Source organism: Hydrogenophaga sp., from assembly GCF_026125825.1.
Taxonomy (GTDB): domain Bacteria; phylum Pseudomonadota; class Gammaproteobacteria; order Burkholderiales; family Burkholderiaceae_C; genus Hydrogenophaga.
The window spans coordinates 19,925-36,981 of the sequence record NZ_JAHCKK010000043.1 but is presented as its reverse complement, the minus strand read 5'-3'; the positions used below and the strand labels follow the sequence as shown (position 1 = coordinate 36,981).

13 protein-coding genes are annotated in these 17,057 nt (G+C 70.2%); all 13 read right to left on the bottom strand.

Features of this window, described 5'->3' with window-relative positions:
• On the bottom strand, positions 1-1,157 hold a 1,157-nt coding region (locus tag KIT86_RS14665), incomplete at its 3' end, for an efflux RND transporter permease subunit (protein WP_297399596.1).
• A complete protein-coding gene (locus tag KIT86_RS14660; RefSeq protein WP_297399594.1) occupies positions 1,154-4,282 on the bottom strand; it encodes an efflux RND transporter permease subunit in 3,129 nt (1,042 codons plus the stop codon). The genes KIT86_RS14660 and KIT86_RS14665, both read right to left, overlap by 4 nt.
• Before the next feature lie 15 nt (positions 4,283-4,297).
• Positions 4,298-5,542: an efflux RND transporter periplasmic adaptor subunit gene (locus KIT86_RS14655; protein WP_297399592.1), complete on the bottom strand. Its 1,245-nt coding sequence runs from the start codon at positions 5,540-5,542 to the stop codon at positions 4,298-4,300.
• 229 nt (positions 5,543-5,771) lie between these two features.
• Complete coding sequence (locus tag KIT86_RS14650; RefSeq protein ID WP_297399590.1) at positions 5,772-6,266, bottom strand: thioesterase family protein; 495 nt, start codon at positions 6,264-6,266, stop codon at positions 5,772-5,774.
• On the bottom strand, positions 6,263-7,426 hold the full coding sequence (locus KIT86_RS14645; protein ID WP_297399588.1) for an acyl-CoA dehydrogenase family protein: 1,164 nt from the start codon (positions 7,424-7,426) through the stop codon (positions 6,263-6,265). Before KIT86_RS14645 ends, KIT86_RS14650 begins: the two co-directional genes overlap by 4 nt.
• Positions 7,423-9,339, bottom strand: coding sequence for a biotin carboxylase N-terminal domain-containing protein (locus tag KIT86_RS14640; protein ID WP_297399586.1), 1,917 nt, complete (start codon positions 9,337-9,339; stop codon positions 7,423-7,425). The genes KIT86_RS14645 and KIT86_RS14640 overlap by 4 nt, the downstream gene beginning before the upstream one ends.
• Positions 9,336-10,190, bottom strand: coding sequence for an enoyl-CoA hydratase/isomerase family protein (locus KIT86_RS14635; protein WP_297399584.1), 855 nt, complete (start codon positions 10,188-10,190; stop codon positions 9,336-9,338). The genes KIT86_RS14640 and KIT86_RS14635 overlap by 4 nt, the downstream gene beginning before the upstream one ends.
• Positions 10,187-11,359 (bottom strand): acyl-CoA dehydrogenase family protein, encoded by a 1,173-nt coding sequence (locus KIT86_RS14630; RefSeq protein ID WP_297399582.1) that lies wholly within the window; start codon positions 11,357-11,359, stop codon positions 10,187-10,189. Before KIT86_RS14630 ends, KIT86_RS14635 begins: the two co-directional genes overlap by 4 nt.
• 43 nt (positions 11,360-11,402) lie before the next feature.
• Positions 11,403-13,010: an acyl-CoA carboxylase subunit beta gene (locus KIT86_RS14625; RefSeq protein WP_297399580.1), complete on the bottom strand. Its 1,608-nt coding sequence runs from the start codon at positions 13,008-13,010 to the stop codon at positions 11,403-11,405.
• Positions 13,007-13,900, bottom strand: coding sequence for an SDR family oxidoreductase (locus KIT86_RS14620; protein ID WP_297399578.1), 894 nt, complete (start codon positions 13,898-13,900; stop codon positions 13,007-13,009). The genes KIT86_RS14625 and KIT86_RS14620 overlap by 4 nt, the downstream gene beginning before the upstream one ends.
• A complete protein-coding gene (locus KIT86_RS14615; RefSeq protein WP_297399576.1) occupies positions 13,897-14,583 on the bottom strand; it encodes a TetR/AcrR family transcriptional regulator in 687 nt (228 codons plus the stop codon). The genes KIT86_RS14620 and KIT86_RS14615 overlap by 4 nt, the downstream gene beginning before the upstream one ends.
• 393 nt (positions 14,584-14,976) lie before the next feature.
• The gene (locus KIT86_RS14610) at positions 14,977-16,134 is read right to left on the bottom strand and encodes a glycosyltransferase (protein ID WP_297399574.1); all 1,158 of its coding nucleotides are present in this window, start codon (positions 16,132-16,134) and stop codon (positions 14,977-14,979) included.
• Between the two features lie 25 nt (positions 16,135-16,159).
• A complete protein-coding gene (locus KIT86_RS14605) occupies positions 16,160-16,960 on the bottom strand; it encodes a class III extradiol ring-cleavage dioxygenase (RefSeq protein WP_297399572.1) in 801 nt (266 codons plus the stop codon).
• Positions 16,961-17,057 lie beyond the last annotated feature (97 nt).

The following is a 17,057-nucleotide window of genomic DNA, read 5'->3' as shown; positions in this document are numbered from 1 at the left end:
TTGAGCGAGAAACCCTGCCACCACATCACCGCGAAAGCGCCAATCAGCGCCACCGGCAAGGCCAGCGCCGGAATCAGCGCCGTTCGCACACTGCCCAGGAAGGCCCACACCACGGCCATCACCAGCACGCAGGAGAGCACCAGCGTGAACTGCGCTTCGCGCAGCGTGGCCCGGATGCCGGGCGAGCGATCCATCACCACCCGCAGTTCGGTGTCGGCCGGCAGCAGCGCGCGCAGTTGCGGCATCTGCGCGTGGATGGCGTCGATGGTCTGCACGATGTTGGCACCGGCGCGCCGGCTCACCAGCAGCACCACGGCGGGGCGGTCATTGTGGTAGCCGGCGGTGTAGCGGTTCTCCACCGAGTCCGTCACTTCGGCGACGTCGGCCAGGCGCACCAGCGCCCCACCCTCGCTGCGCACGACCAGCTGCGAGAAATCGGCCGCCGTGCGCAGCGGCACAGGCAGCGCGATCTGCCAGCGCTGGGCGCCCTGCTCGGTCTGCCCAAGCGGGCGCCAGGCATTGGCCTGCGCGATGGCCTGGCGCACGTCGTCCAGCGACAGGCCCTGGTGCGACAGCGCCTCGGGCCGCGCCTGCACCCGCACGGCGGGCAGCGAGGAGCCGTCCACCGTGACCTCCCCCACGCCCACGATCTGCGCCAGCTTCTGCGCCAGCACGGTGGCCGCGTTGTCGTACAGCGCCGACGGCGGCAGCCGGGGCGAGGACAAGGCCAGCGCCATGATGGGCGCCTGCGAGGGATTGACCTTCACGTAGCTCGGGTTGCCCGTCATTCCAGAGGGCAGCTGGCCACGCGAGGCGTTGATGGCCGCCTGCACCTCGCGCGCGGCTTCGTCGATGTCGCGGTCCAGGTTGAACTGCAGCGTGACGCTGGTGCTTCCCTGGTTGCTGCTGGAGCGGATGCTCGCCACGCCCGCGATGCTGCCCAGCGCACGCTCCAGCGGCGCGGCCACGGTGGAGGCCATGCTCTCGGGGCTGGCGCCCGGCAGGCTGGCACGCACCTGGATCACCGGAAAGTCCACGCGCGGCAGCGGCGACACCGGCAGCAACCGCCACGCCAGCAGGCCGACCAGCACGATGCCGACGGCCAGCATCACGCTGCCGATGGGGCGGCGGATGAAGAAGCGCGCGAGCGCGTTCATGCGCTGCCGGCGCGTCGGCGCGCCAGCCGGTCGAACGCCAGGTAGACGACCGGCGTGGTGAACAGCGTGAGCACCTGGCTCACGATCAACCCGCCCACCATCACGATGCCCAGCGGCTGGCGCAGCTCGGCGCCCGAACCACTGGCCAGCATGAGCGGCACCGCGCCAAACAGCGCGGCCAGCGTGGTCATGAGGATGGGGCGAAAGCGCAGCAGCGCGGCGCGGTGGATGGCCTCGCGCGGCGAGAGGCCCAGGCGGCGCTGCGCGTCCAGCGCGAAGTCCACCATCATGATCCCGTTCTTCTTCACCAGGCCGATCAGCAACACGATGCCGATCACCGCAATCAGGTCCAGTGGCCGACCGGCCAGCAGCAGCGCGGCCAGGGCACCCACGGTGGCCGAGGGCAGGGTGGAGAGGATGGTGAGCGGGTGCACCGCGCTCTCATACAGCATGCCCAGCACCAGGTACATCACCACCACGGCGGCCAGGATCAGCCACAGCGTGTTGGCCTGCGAGTTGCGAAAGCCCTCGGCCGCGCCCTGGAAGGCCAGCTCCACGGCCACCGGCAGCTCCACCTGCCGCTGCACGGCTTCGATGCCGGCCACGGCCTCGCCCAGAGAATGCCCGGGCGCAAGGTTGAACGACAGCGTGACCGACGGGAACTGGCCCTGGTGCTCGATGGCCAGCGGCGCGCGCCGCTCCACCGCGCGAGCCACCGCCGACAGCGGCACCGGCTTGGCACCCGTCCCGGCCCCGGCGGGCTGCACATACACCCCTTCCAGTGCCTGCAGACCGCCTTGCCTGGCGTCGTCGCTCTCCAGCACCACGCGGTACTGGCTGGCGTGGGTGAACAGCGTGCTGACCTGCCGCTGGCCGAATGCGCTTTGCAGCGCGGAGGCGATGTCGGCCATGCGCAGGCCCAGGCGGGCGGCCGCGTCGCGGTCGATCTCCAGGTAGGCCTGCAGCCCCTCGCGCTGCAGGTTGCTGGCCACGTCAATGAGCTCTGGCCGCTCCTTCAGTGCGGCCAGCAGGCGGGCGGTCCATTCGCCCAGCAGCGCGCTGTCGGGCGAGCTGAGCGTGAACTGGTATTGCGTGCGGCTGACGCGGTCTTCCATGCCCAGTTCCTGCACCGGCTGGAACCAGGCCTCGATACCGCCGACGTCGCGCGCGCGTTCGCGCAGCCGCTCGATCAGCTCGCCGGCCGAGACCGAACGTTGCGCATGGGGCGCCAGGGTCAGCAGCATGCGACCGCTGTTGAGCGTGGCGTTGCTGCCGTCCACGCCGATGAAAGACGAGATGCTCTGCACCGGCGCCTCGGCCAGCAGCGCCTTGGCCAGCGCCTGCTGCCGCTCGGCCATGGCGCCGAAGGACACACTCTGCGGCGCTTCGGTCACCACCTGAATGGCACCGGCGTCTTGCACCGGAAAGAAGCCCTTGGGCACGGCCAGGTAGAGCAGCGCGGTGAGCACCAGCGTGGCGGCCATGGCCAGCAGCGCCAGCGGCTGGTGCGCCAGCACCCAGTCCAGCCCGCGCCCGTAGCGATCGATGGTGCCGCTGAGCCAGTCGCGCCGGCCCTCAGCGTGCGCGGGCGCCTGCTGGAGCATGCGCGCGGCCATCATGGGCGTGAGCGTGAGCGAGACGACCAGCGAGATGGCGATGGCCACGGCCAGCGTGACGGCGAACTCGTGGAACAGGCGGCCCACCACATCGGCCATGAACAGCAGCGGAATCAGCACCGCCACCAGCGAAACCGTGAGTGAGACCAGCGTGAACCCGATCTCGCTCGCTCCCTTGAGCGCGGCCTCCATCGGGCCCGCACCCTCTTCGCGGTGGCGCGCGATGTTCTCCAGCATGACGATGGCGTCGTCCACGACGAAGCCGGTGGCGATGGTCAGCGCCATCAGGCTCAGGTTGTTGAGCGAATAGCCCAGCAGCAGCATGGCCGCGAAGGTGCCCACCAGCGACAGCGGCACCGCCACGCTGGGAATCAGCGTGGCCGGCAGCGTGCGCAGGAAGACGAAGGTCACCAGCACCACCAGCGCGATGGCGAACAGCAACTCTTTCTGCACGTCGCGCACCGAGGCGCGGATGCTCTCGGTGCGGTCGGACACGATCTGCACCTTCACATTGGCCGGCAGCGTGGCCGTGAGCTGCGGCAGCAGCGCGCGCACCTGGTCGGCCACAGCGATCACGTTGGCGCCCGGCTGGCGCTGGATGTTCAGCAACACGGCCGGCGCCAGGCCGCAGCCACCGGTCTGGCCCTCGGCGCAGGCCATGCCGGCCCAGGCCGCGAGAAAGCGGTCTTCCGCGCCCTCCACTACCTGCGCCACGTCGGCCAGGCGCAGCGGTGCGCCGTCGCGCCAGGCCACGATGAGGCGCTGGTACTCCGCCGCCGAGCGCAGCTGGTCGTTCGCATCCAGCATGGTGCTGCGCAACTGGCCGTCGAAACTGCCCTTGGGCTGGTTGTTGTTGGCCGCCGCGATCGCGGTGCGCAGTTCCTCCAGCGTGAGCCCGTTGGCAGCCAGCGCCCGGCTGTTGGCCTGCACCCGGATGGCCGGGCGCTGCCCGCCTGCCAGGCTCACCAGGCCCACGCCCGGCAGGCGCGAGAGCTGGCCCGCCATGCGCGTGTCCACCATGTCCACCACGCGCGGCAGCGGCAGCGTGTCCGAACCGATGGCCAGCGTGAGGATGGGCACGTCCGCCGGGTTCACCTTGCGGTAGATCGGCGGCGCAGGCAGGTCCGAGGGCAGCAGGCTGTTGGCGCTCTGCAGCGCGGCCTGCACGTCCTGCTCGGCCACGCCCAGGTCCACCTCCAGCGCGAATTTGAGCGTGATCACCGATGCGCCGCCCGAGCTGGTGGACGACATCTGCGACAAACCCGGAATCTGGCCAAGCCGGCGCTCCAGCGGCGCGGTGACGGTGCGCGCGGTCACGTCCGGGCTGGCGCCCGGCTGGAAGGTGAAAACCTGCATTACCGGGTAGTCCACCTGCGGCAGTGCCGACACCGGCAACTGGCGCCAGGCCAGCAAACCGGCGATCAGCACGGCCAGCATCAGCAGCGAGGTCGCCACCGGCCGCAGGATGAAGGGGCGCGAGAGGGAGAGGGGTGCGGCGGCGGCGGACATCGGCGAGCGCCCCTGTCAGCGCGCCGGGGTGGCGGGTGCCCCCGGCTGGTCGGCCTCCGGCGCCAGCGGCGAGCTGGCGGGCAGCGGCGGCGCCTGCACCACGTTCACCGCGCGGCCGTTCTCCAGGCGGTCCAGGCCTTCGAGCACCACCGGTTCGCCGCTGGCCAGCCCCTTGAGCACCACGGTGCGCCCGCCGCTGGCGGGGCCGAGCGTGAGGTCGCGCACCTGGGCCTTGTTGTCGGCGATCACATACACGTAGCTGCCGCGCGAGCCGTGCTGCACCGCGTCGGTGGGGATGGTCACCGCGCCAGGCAGCTGGCGCAAGGCCAGCCGCACATTCACGAACTGGTTGGGAAACAGCGCATCGTCCGCGTTCTCGAAGCGCGCCTTGAGCCGCAGCGTGCCCGTGGCGGCGTCGATCTGGTTGTCCAGCGTGTCCAGCCGGCCCACGGCCAGGCGGCTGCGGTTGTCGCGGTCCCAGGCCTCGGCGGTGGGCGGGTTCTTGCCGTCGTGCGCGGCGCGCACCTCCGCCACCTGGGGTTCGGGCACGCTGAACACCACCGACACCGGCTGCGTCTGCGTCAGCGTGAACAGGCCATTCGCGTCGTTGGCCGACAGCAGGTTGCCCGCGTCCACCCGGCGCAGACCGACGCGGCCGGCGATGGGCGCGACGATGCGCGTGTAAGACAGCTGCAGCCGGGCGTTTTCCACCTGCGCCTCATCGGACTTGAGCGTGCCGCGCAACTGCTGCACCAGCGCGGCCTGGCGGTCGAGCACCTGGCGGGCCACGGCGTCGCGCTTGAAGAGGCCCTCATAGCGGGCCAGTTCGCTCTCGGCGTTGCGCAGCTGGGCCAGGTTCTGCTGCTGCTGGCCCTGCGCCTGGGACAGCGCCACGCGCAAGGGCTCGGGATCGATCTCGGCCAGCAGCTGGCCGCGGGTCACCTTCTGACCTTCGCGCACCAGCACACGCGCCAGCTGGCCATCCACCCGGCTGCGCACCGTCACCGTGTTGTACGGCGCCACCGTGCCCACCGCGCGGGACTGCACCGTGAAGTCCTCGGTGCGCGCGGGCTCCACCCGCACCGCCACCGGACCGCGCCAGGCGCTCGGCGCAGCCGGCGGCTGCGGCGGCGGGCGCAGCAGGAACCACCAGGCCGCGAAGCCGACGCCCAGGAACAGCCCCAGCCACAACAGCCGGCGCGGCCAGGACAGACGGGAAGGCGGGCGCGCAGCGGCGGGAGAAGGCTCAGTTGCGGACATGAAAGCGGATGGAAGACGTAGGAGAGAGGCAGAAGGCCGGCCGGTGGCTGGTCAAGCATCAGCCTCTCTGGCAACGCCGACGCTGGCTGCGTGATCGCAGGCACGAACGCCAGATGATAGCCACCCGCAACGGCCTGTCACCGCTTCTGACCACGGCTTGCGCAGAAGGTTCACGGGCCCCGCCGGCGCCTGCCGGGCGGGGAAGCAGGCACGGCGAACCCGGCCTTCGTCAGGAGACGATGTAAGCCCCTGCCCCCACGCACAGCAGCTTCCCATCCGCCCCTTCGAACGCCATGCGCGTGTTCGCCACCCGCGAGCCCAGCCGCAACACCTCGGCGCTCAGCTTGAAGTACTCGCCCACGCAGGGCCGCAGGTAGTCGATGCGCAGGTCGATGGTGCCGAGCTTGGCAAAGCGTTGCAGGCGCTGCAGCGGCTCTTCGTTCATGTGGCGCGCACCATTGGCGGCCACGCAGGCCAGGCCGCCCATGGCGTCGAGGGCGGCACTGACCACCCCGCCGTGCACGCGGCCGTGCTGGTAGTGGCCGATCAGATCGGGCTTCATGTCGATGCGCGCAGTCACGCGGTCGGGGCGGATGTCCTCGATCTTCAGGCCCAGCACCCGGTTGAAGACGATCTTGTTTTCGAACAGGTCCTTGAGTTCGGCGATGAATTCGGGTTCGAACTCGACCGGTGCGCATGCGGCGGAGGCGGTGTGTTGGCTCATAGGCCCCATTGTCGTGCGGCGAGCTCCTTCATGATTTCCTCGGCGCCGCCACCGATCATCATCACCTTCACTTCGCGGTACACGCGCTCGCTCACCGTGCCGCGCATGTAGCCCATGCCGCCGAGGATCTGCACCGCGGCATCGGCGCAGAACTGCATGGCCTGGGTGGCGTGGTTCTTGAGCAGGCAGACGCTGGCCACCCAGTCCGCACCCGAATCGCCGGCGTCCACGCGCGCGCCCAGCGCCTCCAGCCAGGCTTCGGTGGAGCGGATGCGCATCTGCATGTCCATCAGCCTGTGGCGGATCACCTGGCGCTCGATCAGTGGCGCGCCGAAGGTGCTGCGCTGCCGGGCCCAGGCCAGCGCTTCGTCGTGGCAGGCTTCGGCAAAGCCCAGCGCCATGGCGGACATGGCCAGGCGCTCGCCGTTGAAATTGCCCATGATCATGCGGAACCCCGCCCCCTCGGCGCCCAGGCGGTAGCGCGCGGGCACGCGCACGCCGTCAAAGCGCAGGTGCGCGGTGTCGGAGCACAGCCAGCCCATCTTTTGCAGCGCGCTGCGCGAGACGCCGGGGGCATCGCAGGGCACCACGACCATGGAGATGCCGCTGGCGCCCTTGCTTTTCGCATCGGTGCGCACCGCCAGGGTGATCCAGTCGCAGCGCATGCCGGAGGTGATGAAGACCTTCTCGCCGTCGATGACGTACTCGTCGCCTTCGAGCCGCGCGGTGGTGCGAAGGGCCGCCACGTCGGAGCCGCCACCGGGTTCGGTGATGCCCAGGGCCGCGATCCTCTCGCCACGCAGCACGGGCGGAATCACCTCCTGCTGCAGCTCGGGCGTGCCATGCGCGAGCACGGGCGGCAGGCCGATGTTGTGGGTGAAGAGGCTGGCCATCACGCCGCCGCTGCCGCCGTAACGGGCGAGCGTGCGCGACATGGCGTTGCGCGCGCTCCAGGGCGCGGGCGTGCCACCCAGGGCCTCGGGGTAGCCCAGGCCGAGCAGGCCGATCCCGGCCGCCTCGCGGTGCAGCGAGCGCGGCAGTTCGCCCGCGTCTTCCCAGGCAGGCACGTTCGGGGCGATGGCTTGCGTGGCGAAGCGCCGCACGGTGTCCACGAGCGCGGCGCGGTCCTCGGTGGTGAAGGTGGCGTCGGCGGTGTTCATGCGGCGAAGGTCACCAGCAATTGCCCGGGCGCGACCTGCTGGCCCGCCGCCACCGAGAGCGCTTCCACGGTGACGTCGCGCGGCGCGGCCAGGGTGTGCTCCAGCTTCATGGATTCGATCACCAGCAGCGGCTCACCCCGGGCGAAGGCCGCCCCCGGTTGCGCGTGCACCGCGATGAGCTTGCCGTTGAACGGCGCGCGCAGTTCGCGCGCGGCAGATGCCCCGCCGGTCCGCTCGCGCGGCGCGAGGCTGAGGTCGGTGAGCGCCAGGGTGTGGGCGCCGGCCTGCACCTGCCAGCGGCCCGCCCCCAGCGGCACCGCGCTCACCAGCCAGCTGACCCCGCCGATGACCACGCGGCCCGGGACCACGCGCGCCGACAAGCGGCGCTCGCCCCAGTCCACGCTCAGGGCGCCCTGCCCTTGCTCCTGCAGCGCCAGGTCCAGCACCTGGTCGCCGTGCCGCCAGCGCAGCGGGCGGGCGAAGGGGCATGGCAGCGCGGCGGCGGGCGCCCGCGCACCGAACACCGCCGCGAGCACGCCCGCCAGCACGGCGTCCGGTGGCGGCTGCAGCATGGCGCGCACGGTGTCGCCCTCCTCGGCCAGGAAGGGAATGAGCGCGCCACCTTCGTGGAACACGGGGTGGCGCAGGCAGGCCGCGAGAAAGGCGCGGTTGGTGGACAGGCCCAGCACCACGGTCTGGTCCAGGGCGTGGGCGAGGCGGTCGATCGCCTCCCGGCGGCTCGGCGCGTGGGCAATGAGCTTGCCGAGCATGGCGTCGTAATAGGGGCTGACCTCGCTCCCGCTCTCCAGCGCGTGGTCGAAGCGCAGACCGGGCGGCAAGGGCGGGGGCGCGAAGCGATGCACGCGGCCAGTGTGCGGCGTGTGGTGTTCGTCTTCGGCGCACAGGCGCACCTCGATGGCGTGGCCGTTGAACGCGATGGCGGCCTGGGCCAGGGGCAGCGGCTCGCCGCGCGCGATGCGCAGCTGCCATTCCACCAGGTCAAGCCCGGTGAGGGCTTCGGTCACCGGGTGTTCCACCTGCAGCCGGGTGTTCATCTCCATGAGGAAGAACGCCTGCCCGTCCACCAGGAACTCCACCGTGCCCGCACCCACGTAGCCCGCGGCCTGCGCCAGCGCCACCGCGCAGCGGCCAAGCTGTTCGCGCAATTCGGCCGAAACGGCCGGGCTGGGCGCCTCCTCGATGATCTTCTGGTGCCGGCGCTGCACGGAGCAATCGCGCTCGCCCAGGTGCACGCAGTGGCCGTGCGCGTCGGCGAACACCTGCACCTCCACGTGCCTGGGGCGCAGCAGGGCGCGTTCGATCAGCAGGTCGCCATTGGCAAATCCCGACAACGCCTCGGACCGCGCACCCTGGAGCGCGGGCAGCAACTGCGCGGCCTCGTGCACCAGGCGCATGCCGCGCCCACCGCCACCGGCCACCGCCTTGAGCATCAGCGGAAAGCCCACGCGCCGGGCCTCGGCCGCAAAGGTCTCGTCGCGCTGGTCGTCGCCAAAGTACCCCGGCAGGCAAGGCACGCCGTGCTGCGCGGCCAGCGCCTTGGCGGCAGACTTGCTGCCCAGCGCGCGGATGGCCGAGGGCGGTGGACCGACCCAGGTGAGGCCGGCGTCGATCACGGCCTGCGCGAAGTCGGCGTTCTCGCTCAGGAAGCCATAGCCCGGGTGCACCGCGTCGGCCCCGGTGGCCACCGCGGCGTCCAGCAGGCGGTCCACGCGCAGGTAGGAATCGGCCGAGGCCGAACCACCCAGCGCGTAGGCGCTGCCGGCCTCGCGCACGTGCAGGGCACCGGCGTCGGGCTCGGCGAACACCGCCACGGTCTCGATGCCCATGGCATGCGCGGTGCGGATGATCCGCCGGGCGATCTCGCCACGGTTGGCAATCAGCAGCCGTTTCATGCGCCGGCCTCGGATGAGCCGGCGCCGGGCTGCCGCGCATCGCTGGAGCGTGAGGGCTCATCCACCCAGGGCGCGGGCTGCTTCTTCGCGAACGCGTTCAGGCCGCCCGCAGCCTCCGGGCCGCGCAGCGCGCTGGCGAAGGCGATGGCCGCCTCGCTGCGCAGGTCCGGCGTGGCCGCGCGCAGGCGCTGCAGCAGGCGCTTGGTGCTGGCCACGGCGCCCGGGGCGGCGCGCTTCATGGCCTGCACGCGCTCGGGCAGCGCGGCCGCGAGCGCACCGTCGGGCACCACCTCGTCCACCAGGCCCAACGCTTGCGCTTCGGCCGCCCGGTACATGCGGCCTTGCAACAGGCACTGGCGCGCGCCCGCGTCGCCCAGGCGCTGCCACACGAAGGGCGCGATCTGCGCCGGCGGCAGGCCCAGCGTGACCTCGGGCGTGGCGAAGCTGGAGCCTTCGGTGGCGATCACGTGGTCCGCGCAGCACAGCAAGCCAAAGCCGCCTCCCACGGCCGCGCCATCCACCGCGCACACCAGCCACTGCGGCAAGGCGCAAAGCGCATGCAGCACATCGCCGAAACCCCGGTTCAGCGCGACCAGGGGGTCGTCCTCCCCGGGCTGCAGCGGCTGGCCGATGGCGCTGGCAAATCGGCCCAGGCTGCCCCCCGCGCTGAAGGCGCCCGGTGCGCCCGTGAGGATGACCACCCGCAGCGTCGAATCCTGCTGGGCACGCAGGCAGGCCTCGTACAGGCCCACCACCATCGCGTCGCTCAGCGCATTGCGCGTGGCCGGGTCGTTGAGCATCCAGCGCTCCACGTCGCCCGCGCGCTCGACCAGAAAAGGCGCGCCGCTCATTTCGCCGGCCTCTTGGCGATGCCCATGATCTTGCTCAGGATGCCCATCATCACCTCATCGGCACCGCCGCCGATGGAGGCCAGGCGACCGTCGCGGTACATGCGCGAGACCTTGTTCTCCCAGGTGAAACCCATGCCGCCCCAGAACTGCAGGCAGGTGTCGGGCACGATGCGGTTGAGCCGGCCGGCCTTGAGCTTGGCCATGGTGGCCCACTCGGTCACGTCCTCCCCGGCCACGTAGTGCTCCACCGCCAGGTAGGTCAGCGCTCGCAGGCTCTCCACCTCGGTCTTGAGTTCGGCCAGCTTGAACTGCACCCATTGCTGGTCGGCCAGGCTGGCCCCGAAGAGCTTGCGGTCCTGCGCCCACTCCACCGTCCAGCCGATGCAGTTGGTGAGGCTCTGCAGCGTGCTGGCCGCGCACCACAGGCGCTCTTCCTGGAACTGCTGCATCTGGTAGAGAAAGCCAGCGCCTTCGGTCCCGATCAGGTTGCGCTGCGGCACGCGCACCTCGTCGAAATAGATCAGACCGGTGTCGCTGCTGTTCATGCCGATCTTCCTGATCTTCTGCGCGACCTCGATGCCCTTGACCAGCTCGCCGTTCTCCCGCATGCGCACCATCACCAGGCTCTTGTTCTTGTGCGCGGGGCCGTCGCTGGTGTTGACCAGCATGCACATCCAATCGGCCTGCAGGCTGTTGGTGATCCACATCTTCTGGCCGCTGATGAGGTAGTCGTCGCCGTCCTTGCGCGCCACGCTCCTGATGGCCGACACGTCGCTGCCCGCGCCGGGCTCGCTCACGCCGATGCAGCCCACCATGTCGCCCGCGATGGCCGGCGCGAGGAACTCGCGCTTGAGTGCCTCGCTGCCGAAGCGAGCGAGCGCGGGCGTGGCCATGTCGGTCTGCACGCCGATGGCCATGGGCACGCCGCCGCAATGGATGTGGCCCAGGGTCTCGGCCATGGCCATGCTGTAGCTGTAGTCCAGCCCCGCACCGCCGTAGGCCTCGGGCTTGGTCAGCCCCAGCAGGCCCAGTTTGCCCAGGCCCTTGAAGATCTCGTGCGCGGGCATCATCTCCGCCGCTTCCCATTCGTCCACATGCGGATTGATGTGCTCGTCGATGTAGCGCTTGAGGGTTTTCTGCACTTCGCGGTGTTCGTGGCTGAGCTGCATGGTCTTGTCTCCGTCTGGGGTTCCAATGGCAAGGGAAGGGGGGCTACATGCGCGCCACGCCGAACTGCATGCGCCGGGGCTCGCGCGCGGCGGCCTCGGCACAGGTGTCCAGGCAGAAGGCGAGCACGGCGCGGGTGTCGCGCGGGTCGATCACGCCGTCGTCGAGCACCAGGCCGCTGGTGTGGAAGGCGTCGGCCTGGCTTTCAAACACGTTGACGATCTGGTCGAACTGGGCCTGCATCTGCACCGGGTCGGGCGTGATGCCCTTGCGGGCCATGCCGGCCTCGGCCACGATCTGCATGGTGCGCGCAGCCTGCTCGCCGCCCATCACCGCCGTCTTCGCCTGCGGCCAGCTGAACAGGAAACGCGGGGCATAGCCGCGCCCGCACATGCCATAGTTGCCCGCGCCGAACGAGGCACCGCACTGGATGGTGATCTGCGGCACGGTGGCGTTGGTCACGGCCTGGATCATCTTGCTGCCGTGCTTGATCATGCCGCCCTGCTCGCTGTCCTTGCCCACCATGTAGCCGGTGGTGTTCTGCAGGTAGATGAGGGGGTGGCCGAGCTGGCACATCCACTGGATGAAGTGCGCAGCCTTGTTCGCGCCCGCCACGTCAATCGGGCCGTTGTTGCTGATGAGGCCCACCGCATGGCCGCCGATGCGCGCCTGCACGCACAGCGTGGCCGCACCGTAGAGCGCCTTGAATTCGAGCAGGTCGGAGCCGTCCACGATGCGCGCCATGACCTCGCGCATGTCCACCGGCTCGCGGTGGTGGGCGGGCATGAGGCCCAGCAGCTCGTCGCGCTCGAACACCGGCTCGGGCGCGGGCGTGGCCGCCCCGCCCTGCCAACCGATGCGCTGCACCAGATCGCGCGCGATGCCCAGGGCCTGCCGGTCGTCCTCGGCCAGGTACTCGCCCAGGCCCGAGACGCCGGTGTGCATCTCGGCGCCGCCCAGCTCTTCTTCGGTGGCCACCTCCCCGGTGGCCGCGAGCAGCAAGGGCGGCCCGGCGAGGAAGGCGCGCGAACGCCCCCGCACCATGACCACGATGTCGGACAGGCCCGGCATGTAGGCGCCGCCCGCCGTGCCCGAACCGTGCTGCACCGTGATGACGGGGATACCCGCCGCCGACAGCCGCGCGAGGTTGCGGAACAGCGAGCCGCCGAGCACGAAGCCTTCCACCTTGTACTTGGTGAGGTTGGCGCCCGCGCTCTCCACCAGGTGCACGAAAGGCAGCTTGTTCTCCAGCGCGATCTCCTGCACGCGCAGGATCTTCTCCAGCCCGCGCGCCTGGATCGCACCGGCATCGATGCCCGAGTCGCTGGCCACCACCATGCAGCGCACGCCGCCGATGAAGCCCATGCCCGCCACCATGCCGCCGCCCGGCACCGACTTCTCCGGGTCCTTTGTGTCCTGCAAATAGCCGGCCAGGGTGCACAGCGGCACGTAGGGTGCGCCCGGGTCCAGCAGCAAAGCCACCCGTTCGCGAGGCAGAAGCTGGCCGCGCTTGTCGAACACCGGCCTGGATTTCGCAGAGGTCATGGCGGCGCGGTCTTCGAGCGCGCGCAAGTGGGCAATGCGCGCGAGCATGGCGTCGCGCCTCTGGTGCGCCTGCGGGCTCTGGGCGTTGAAGGACGATTCAAAACTCATTGGAAGACCTTGGGAACGACGTAGCGATGAAAACCGTCGAAAGGCTTGACGGCGTCGCGGCCCTGGGCCTCGGCCGGTGCGGCCACCTGGCCCCAGCCCATGCGCACCTGCGGGCGCGCTCCGTCCACCCGCAGCACCGTGCCGCTGATGAAGCTGGCCGCAGGGCTGAGCAGGAAGACGATGGCGGCCGAGGTCTCGGCTTCGTTGCCAAAGCGGCCGGCGGGCACCGTCTCGCGCATCTCGCGCAGCATGGGACCGGCCTCGGGCGGGTAGTGATCCATGCCGCTGGAGGCGATGTAGCCCGGCGCCACGGCGTTCACGCGCACGCCGCTGCGGGCCCATTCCAGCGCGGCGGTCTCGGTGAAGTTCACCATGCCCGCGCGCGCCGCGCCGCTGTGGCCCATGCCGGGCATGGAGCCCCACATGTCGGCCACGATGTTGACGATGGCGCCGCCGTTGGCCTGCATGCTCTGCACGTAACACTCGCGCGAGAACAGGAAGCCCCCGGTGAGGTTGGTGTCGATCACCGCCTGCCAGCCTTTGGCGCTGATGTTTTCCAGCGGGGTGATGTACTGGCCGCCGGCGTTGTTCACCAGCCCATCGATGCGGCCGTGCGCCCCCACGATCGCGGTCACCACCGTGCGCACCGAATCTTCCTGGCGGATGTCGCAGGCATGAAAGCTCGCGCGGCCGCCGTCGGCCACGATCTCGCCGGCCGTGTCCTGCAGCTTGGCGAGGTTGCGGCCGATCAGCACCACGTGCGCACCCAGGCTGGCGAGTTCGTGCGCGGTGCAGCGGCCGATGCCCGAGCCGCCGCCGGTGACCACGACCACGCGAGCGCGCAGCAGGTCCGGCGCGAAGGCGGAACGGTAGTGGGAAGTGGTGCTCATGCCGGCTCCTTCAGAAAAAGTTTCAAGGCCGATTCGGTGAGCTCGTCGAGCGAGACGCGCGCACGCGCCTTGGCGCTGCGGCCCGAGGGCGGCACGTACCACTGGGCCGACCAGTTGAGCGCGCCGAAGATCATGAGACGTGCAAGCGCCGGATCGGCGCCGAGCTGGCCTTGCGCGTGCAGCGCTTCGAGCTCAGGCACCCAGTCGCCCTCATACCGGTCCTTGAGCTGATTGACCTCGCCGCGCTGCGCGGTGTTGAGCGAGCGCCATTCGTACAGCATCACCGGAATGAAATCGCTGTCCGGCCCCAGCAGCACATCGAAGTGGTTGCGCATGAGCACGCGCAGGCGCTCGCGAGGCGGGGCGCCGGGTGGCAGACCGGCCAGCGCGGCCTGCTGACGCCGCAGCGCGCCCTGCATGCCTTCGAGCATCACGGCGCCGAGCAGGGCTTCCTTGCTTTCGAAGTGATAGAAGGGCGAGCCTGAGCGCATGCCCACGGCGGCGGCAATGTCGCGCGTGCTGGTGGCGGCAAAGCCCTGCTGGCGGAACAGGCGGGCCGCACCGGCCACGAGCTCGCGGCGGCGGTTGCCGTCGTCGCGTTCATCGGCGGTCTTGCGCGGACGCCCGCGCGGGCGGCGCGGCACCTCGGCGGTGGGGGGAAGTTCGGTATCGGCCAGGCTCATGCGCGGCACGATAGCAGCATGGTTTAATTTTAGCAAGCACGTGCTTGGTAAAAATAAAGCGGCCTGTTACCTGCCCGGATATCGGCTGCGTGACCTCCAGCCGTCGATACCACCCGTGATCTCGTCGCTCCGACTTGCTCCGGCAGTTGAAGCCGATGCAGCGGTCCGTGGCCTCATCACTTAGGTCGTTGCCGTCAAACAAGCGAACGCCATCGGTGTCTCCTTTTTTCGGGTGAAGCCCAGATCCCGACTCAGGGATGCCACCGAAGGCTTCTTTCGCTTGCGAGACAAAAGCAGCCGATGCGGTTGCTCCTCCTTTTCCTGCGGTCTCACCATGAGCCTTGGCGTCTCGACCTTGAGATTTTTGACCGCATCAGCGCACGGCGCGCCGATTCACACCTTGCCGAACGCGGGCGGTTGCACCGCGGCCTGCGCCTCCTCCAGCACGCGCTCGAGAATCTGCGGGATCTCGAACAGCGCGCGGTTGTCCATGCGGCGCACACGGGCACGGTGGCCCTCCAGGTCCGCCATCAACCGCGCCACCGCCGCCTCGATGCCCCGGAAGCTGCGCAGCACGATGCCCAGGCCGTTCTCGCGCACCCAGTGCGCGTTGTAGCGCTCCTGCGGCATGGTCCAGGCGTTGTCCACCACGATGACGGGCAGGCCCTGCTGCACGGCCTCACTCAAGCTGCCCGGCCCGGGCTTGCCGATGAAGAAATCGGCCAAGCGCATGTAGCGCGGCACCTCGGTGCTGAAACCCACCACGCAGCGCGGCGCGCTGCGCGGCAGCGCCTGCAGCCGCGCAGCCAGGGCCTTGTTGTGGCCGCAGATCAGAATCAATTGCGTGCTGGCGCTCAGGCGCTCTGCGATGCCCCGCATGGCCTTGGAACCATGGCCGCCGAACATCACGATGCCGGTCGGCCGCGAAGGGTCCAGCCCGAGCTGGCGCAGCTCCTGCTCCCGGTCCAGCCGCAGGGGCTGGTAGAACTCGGGGCGGATGATCATGCCGGAGGTGGCGTGCACCCGCTCGGCCGCGCGACCCAGCGCCAACGCCTGCTCCACCGCGCGCGGCGTGCCGCAGACGAGGTGCTGGCGCGGGTCGCGCTCGATCCAGAAACTCGGCGGCACATCGGCCAGATCGGTCAGCACGGTGACGTAGGGCACGCCGGGCAAGGACGCACCCAGGCTCTCGACCATGGCGCGGTTGAAGTTGGGCACCAGCGAGACCACCAGGTCCGGCTCGGTGCGCAGCCAGTGCTGCTGCAGCTGGCGCAGCAGCATGGGGTGTGCCAGGCGGATCAGGCCTTGCAACAGCTTGAGTTCCTGCGCCATGCCGATGGTCCAGCCACGCGCCAGGCGCCGGTTGTACCAGTCCTCCGGCGCGCTCCCGGTCATCTGCTGGAACTTGCCTTTGGGGTCGAGCACCTCGAAGAGGTTGATCAGCCGCACGTTCCAGGGGATGGCCTGTTCGCGCAGCACCGCCTCCAGCGCCAGGGCCGAGGCGCGGTGGCCGCCACCGGCGTTGAAGTAGATCAGGTCGACGGTTCGCATGGTCCGATTGGACCGGCCGTGTGTGTCAGTGCTGTGGCAGCGGCGTGGGCGCGCCGAAGACAACACTGTCCATCGACAGCACACCGTGCGCGATGCCGCCATCGATCACCTCGGCGGCAGCGCCCTCGCCGGCCGCGCCGGCCGCCACCAGCAAGGGAAGGAAGTGCTCGGTGGTCGGGTGGGCGCGTTGCGCATGCGGCGCGTCGTCCAGCGTGCGGCGCACGCGCGCGCTGTCGCCCTGGCGCACGGCCTCGCGCACCCAGGCCACGAACTCGGCGGCATAAGCCGCGTCGTCGCCATGCCCGCTGCGGAATTCGTAGAGGTTGTGGGTCAGGCTGCCCGAGCCGATCACCAGCACGCCCTCGTCGCGCAGCGGCGCGAGCGCCTGCCCGAAGGCCCAGGCACCGGCCGCGTCCAGCCCGTGCGGCAGCGAGACCTGGAACACCGGCACGTCGGCGTCCGGATACAGGTAAAGCAGCGGCACCCAGGCGCCATGGTCCAGGCCCCGGTGTTCCTCGCCTTGGGCCGGCCAGCCTGCGCTCGTCAGTGCGTCCAGCGTGCGGCGGGCCAGCTCGGCGTGCCCGGTGGCCGGGTAGGTGATTTCGTAGAGCGGCTGTGGGAAGCCGCCGAAGTCGTGGATGGTGGCGGGCTGTTCGCTCAGGCCCACGCGCGCGCCGCGCGTCATCCAGTGCGGCGAGACGATGAGCACCGCCCTGGGCCGGGGCAACGCAGCGCCCAGCGCCTGAAGTTTCGGGCCGGCCAGGCCAGGTTCCAGCGCGAACGTGGGCGCGCCGTGAGAGACAAACAAGGTGGGCAGGCGGTTCATGGCGGGTCTTTCAAAACATCGATGCAAGGACTTTAAAAGTTCCACACAAAGATATAAACATGGTTCAATGAGACAGACTGTTCCAAATAAAGAGACA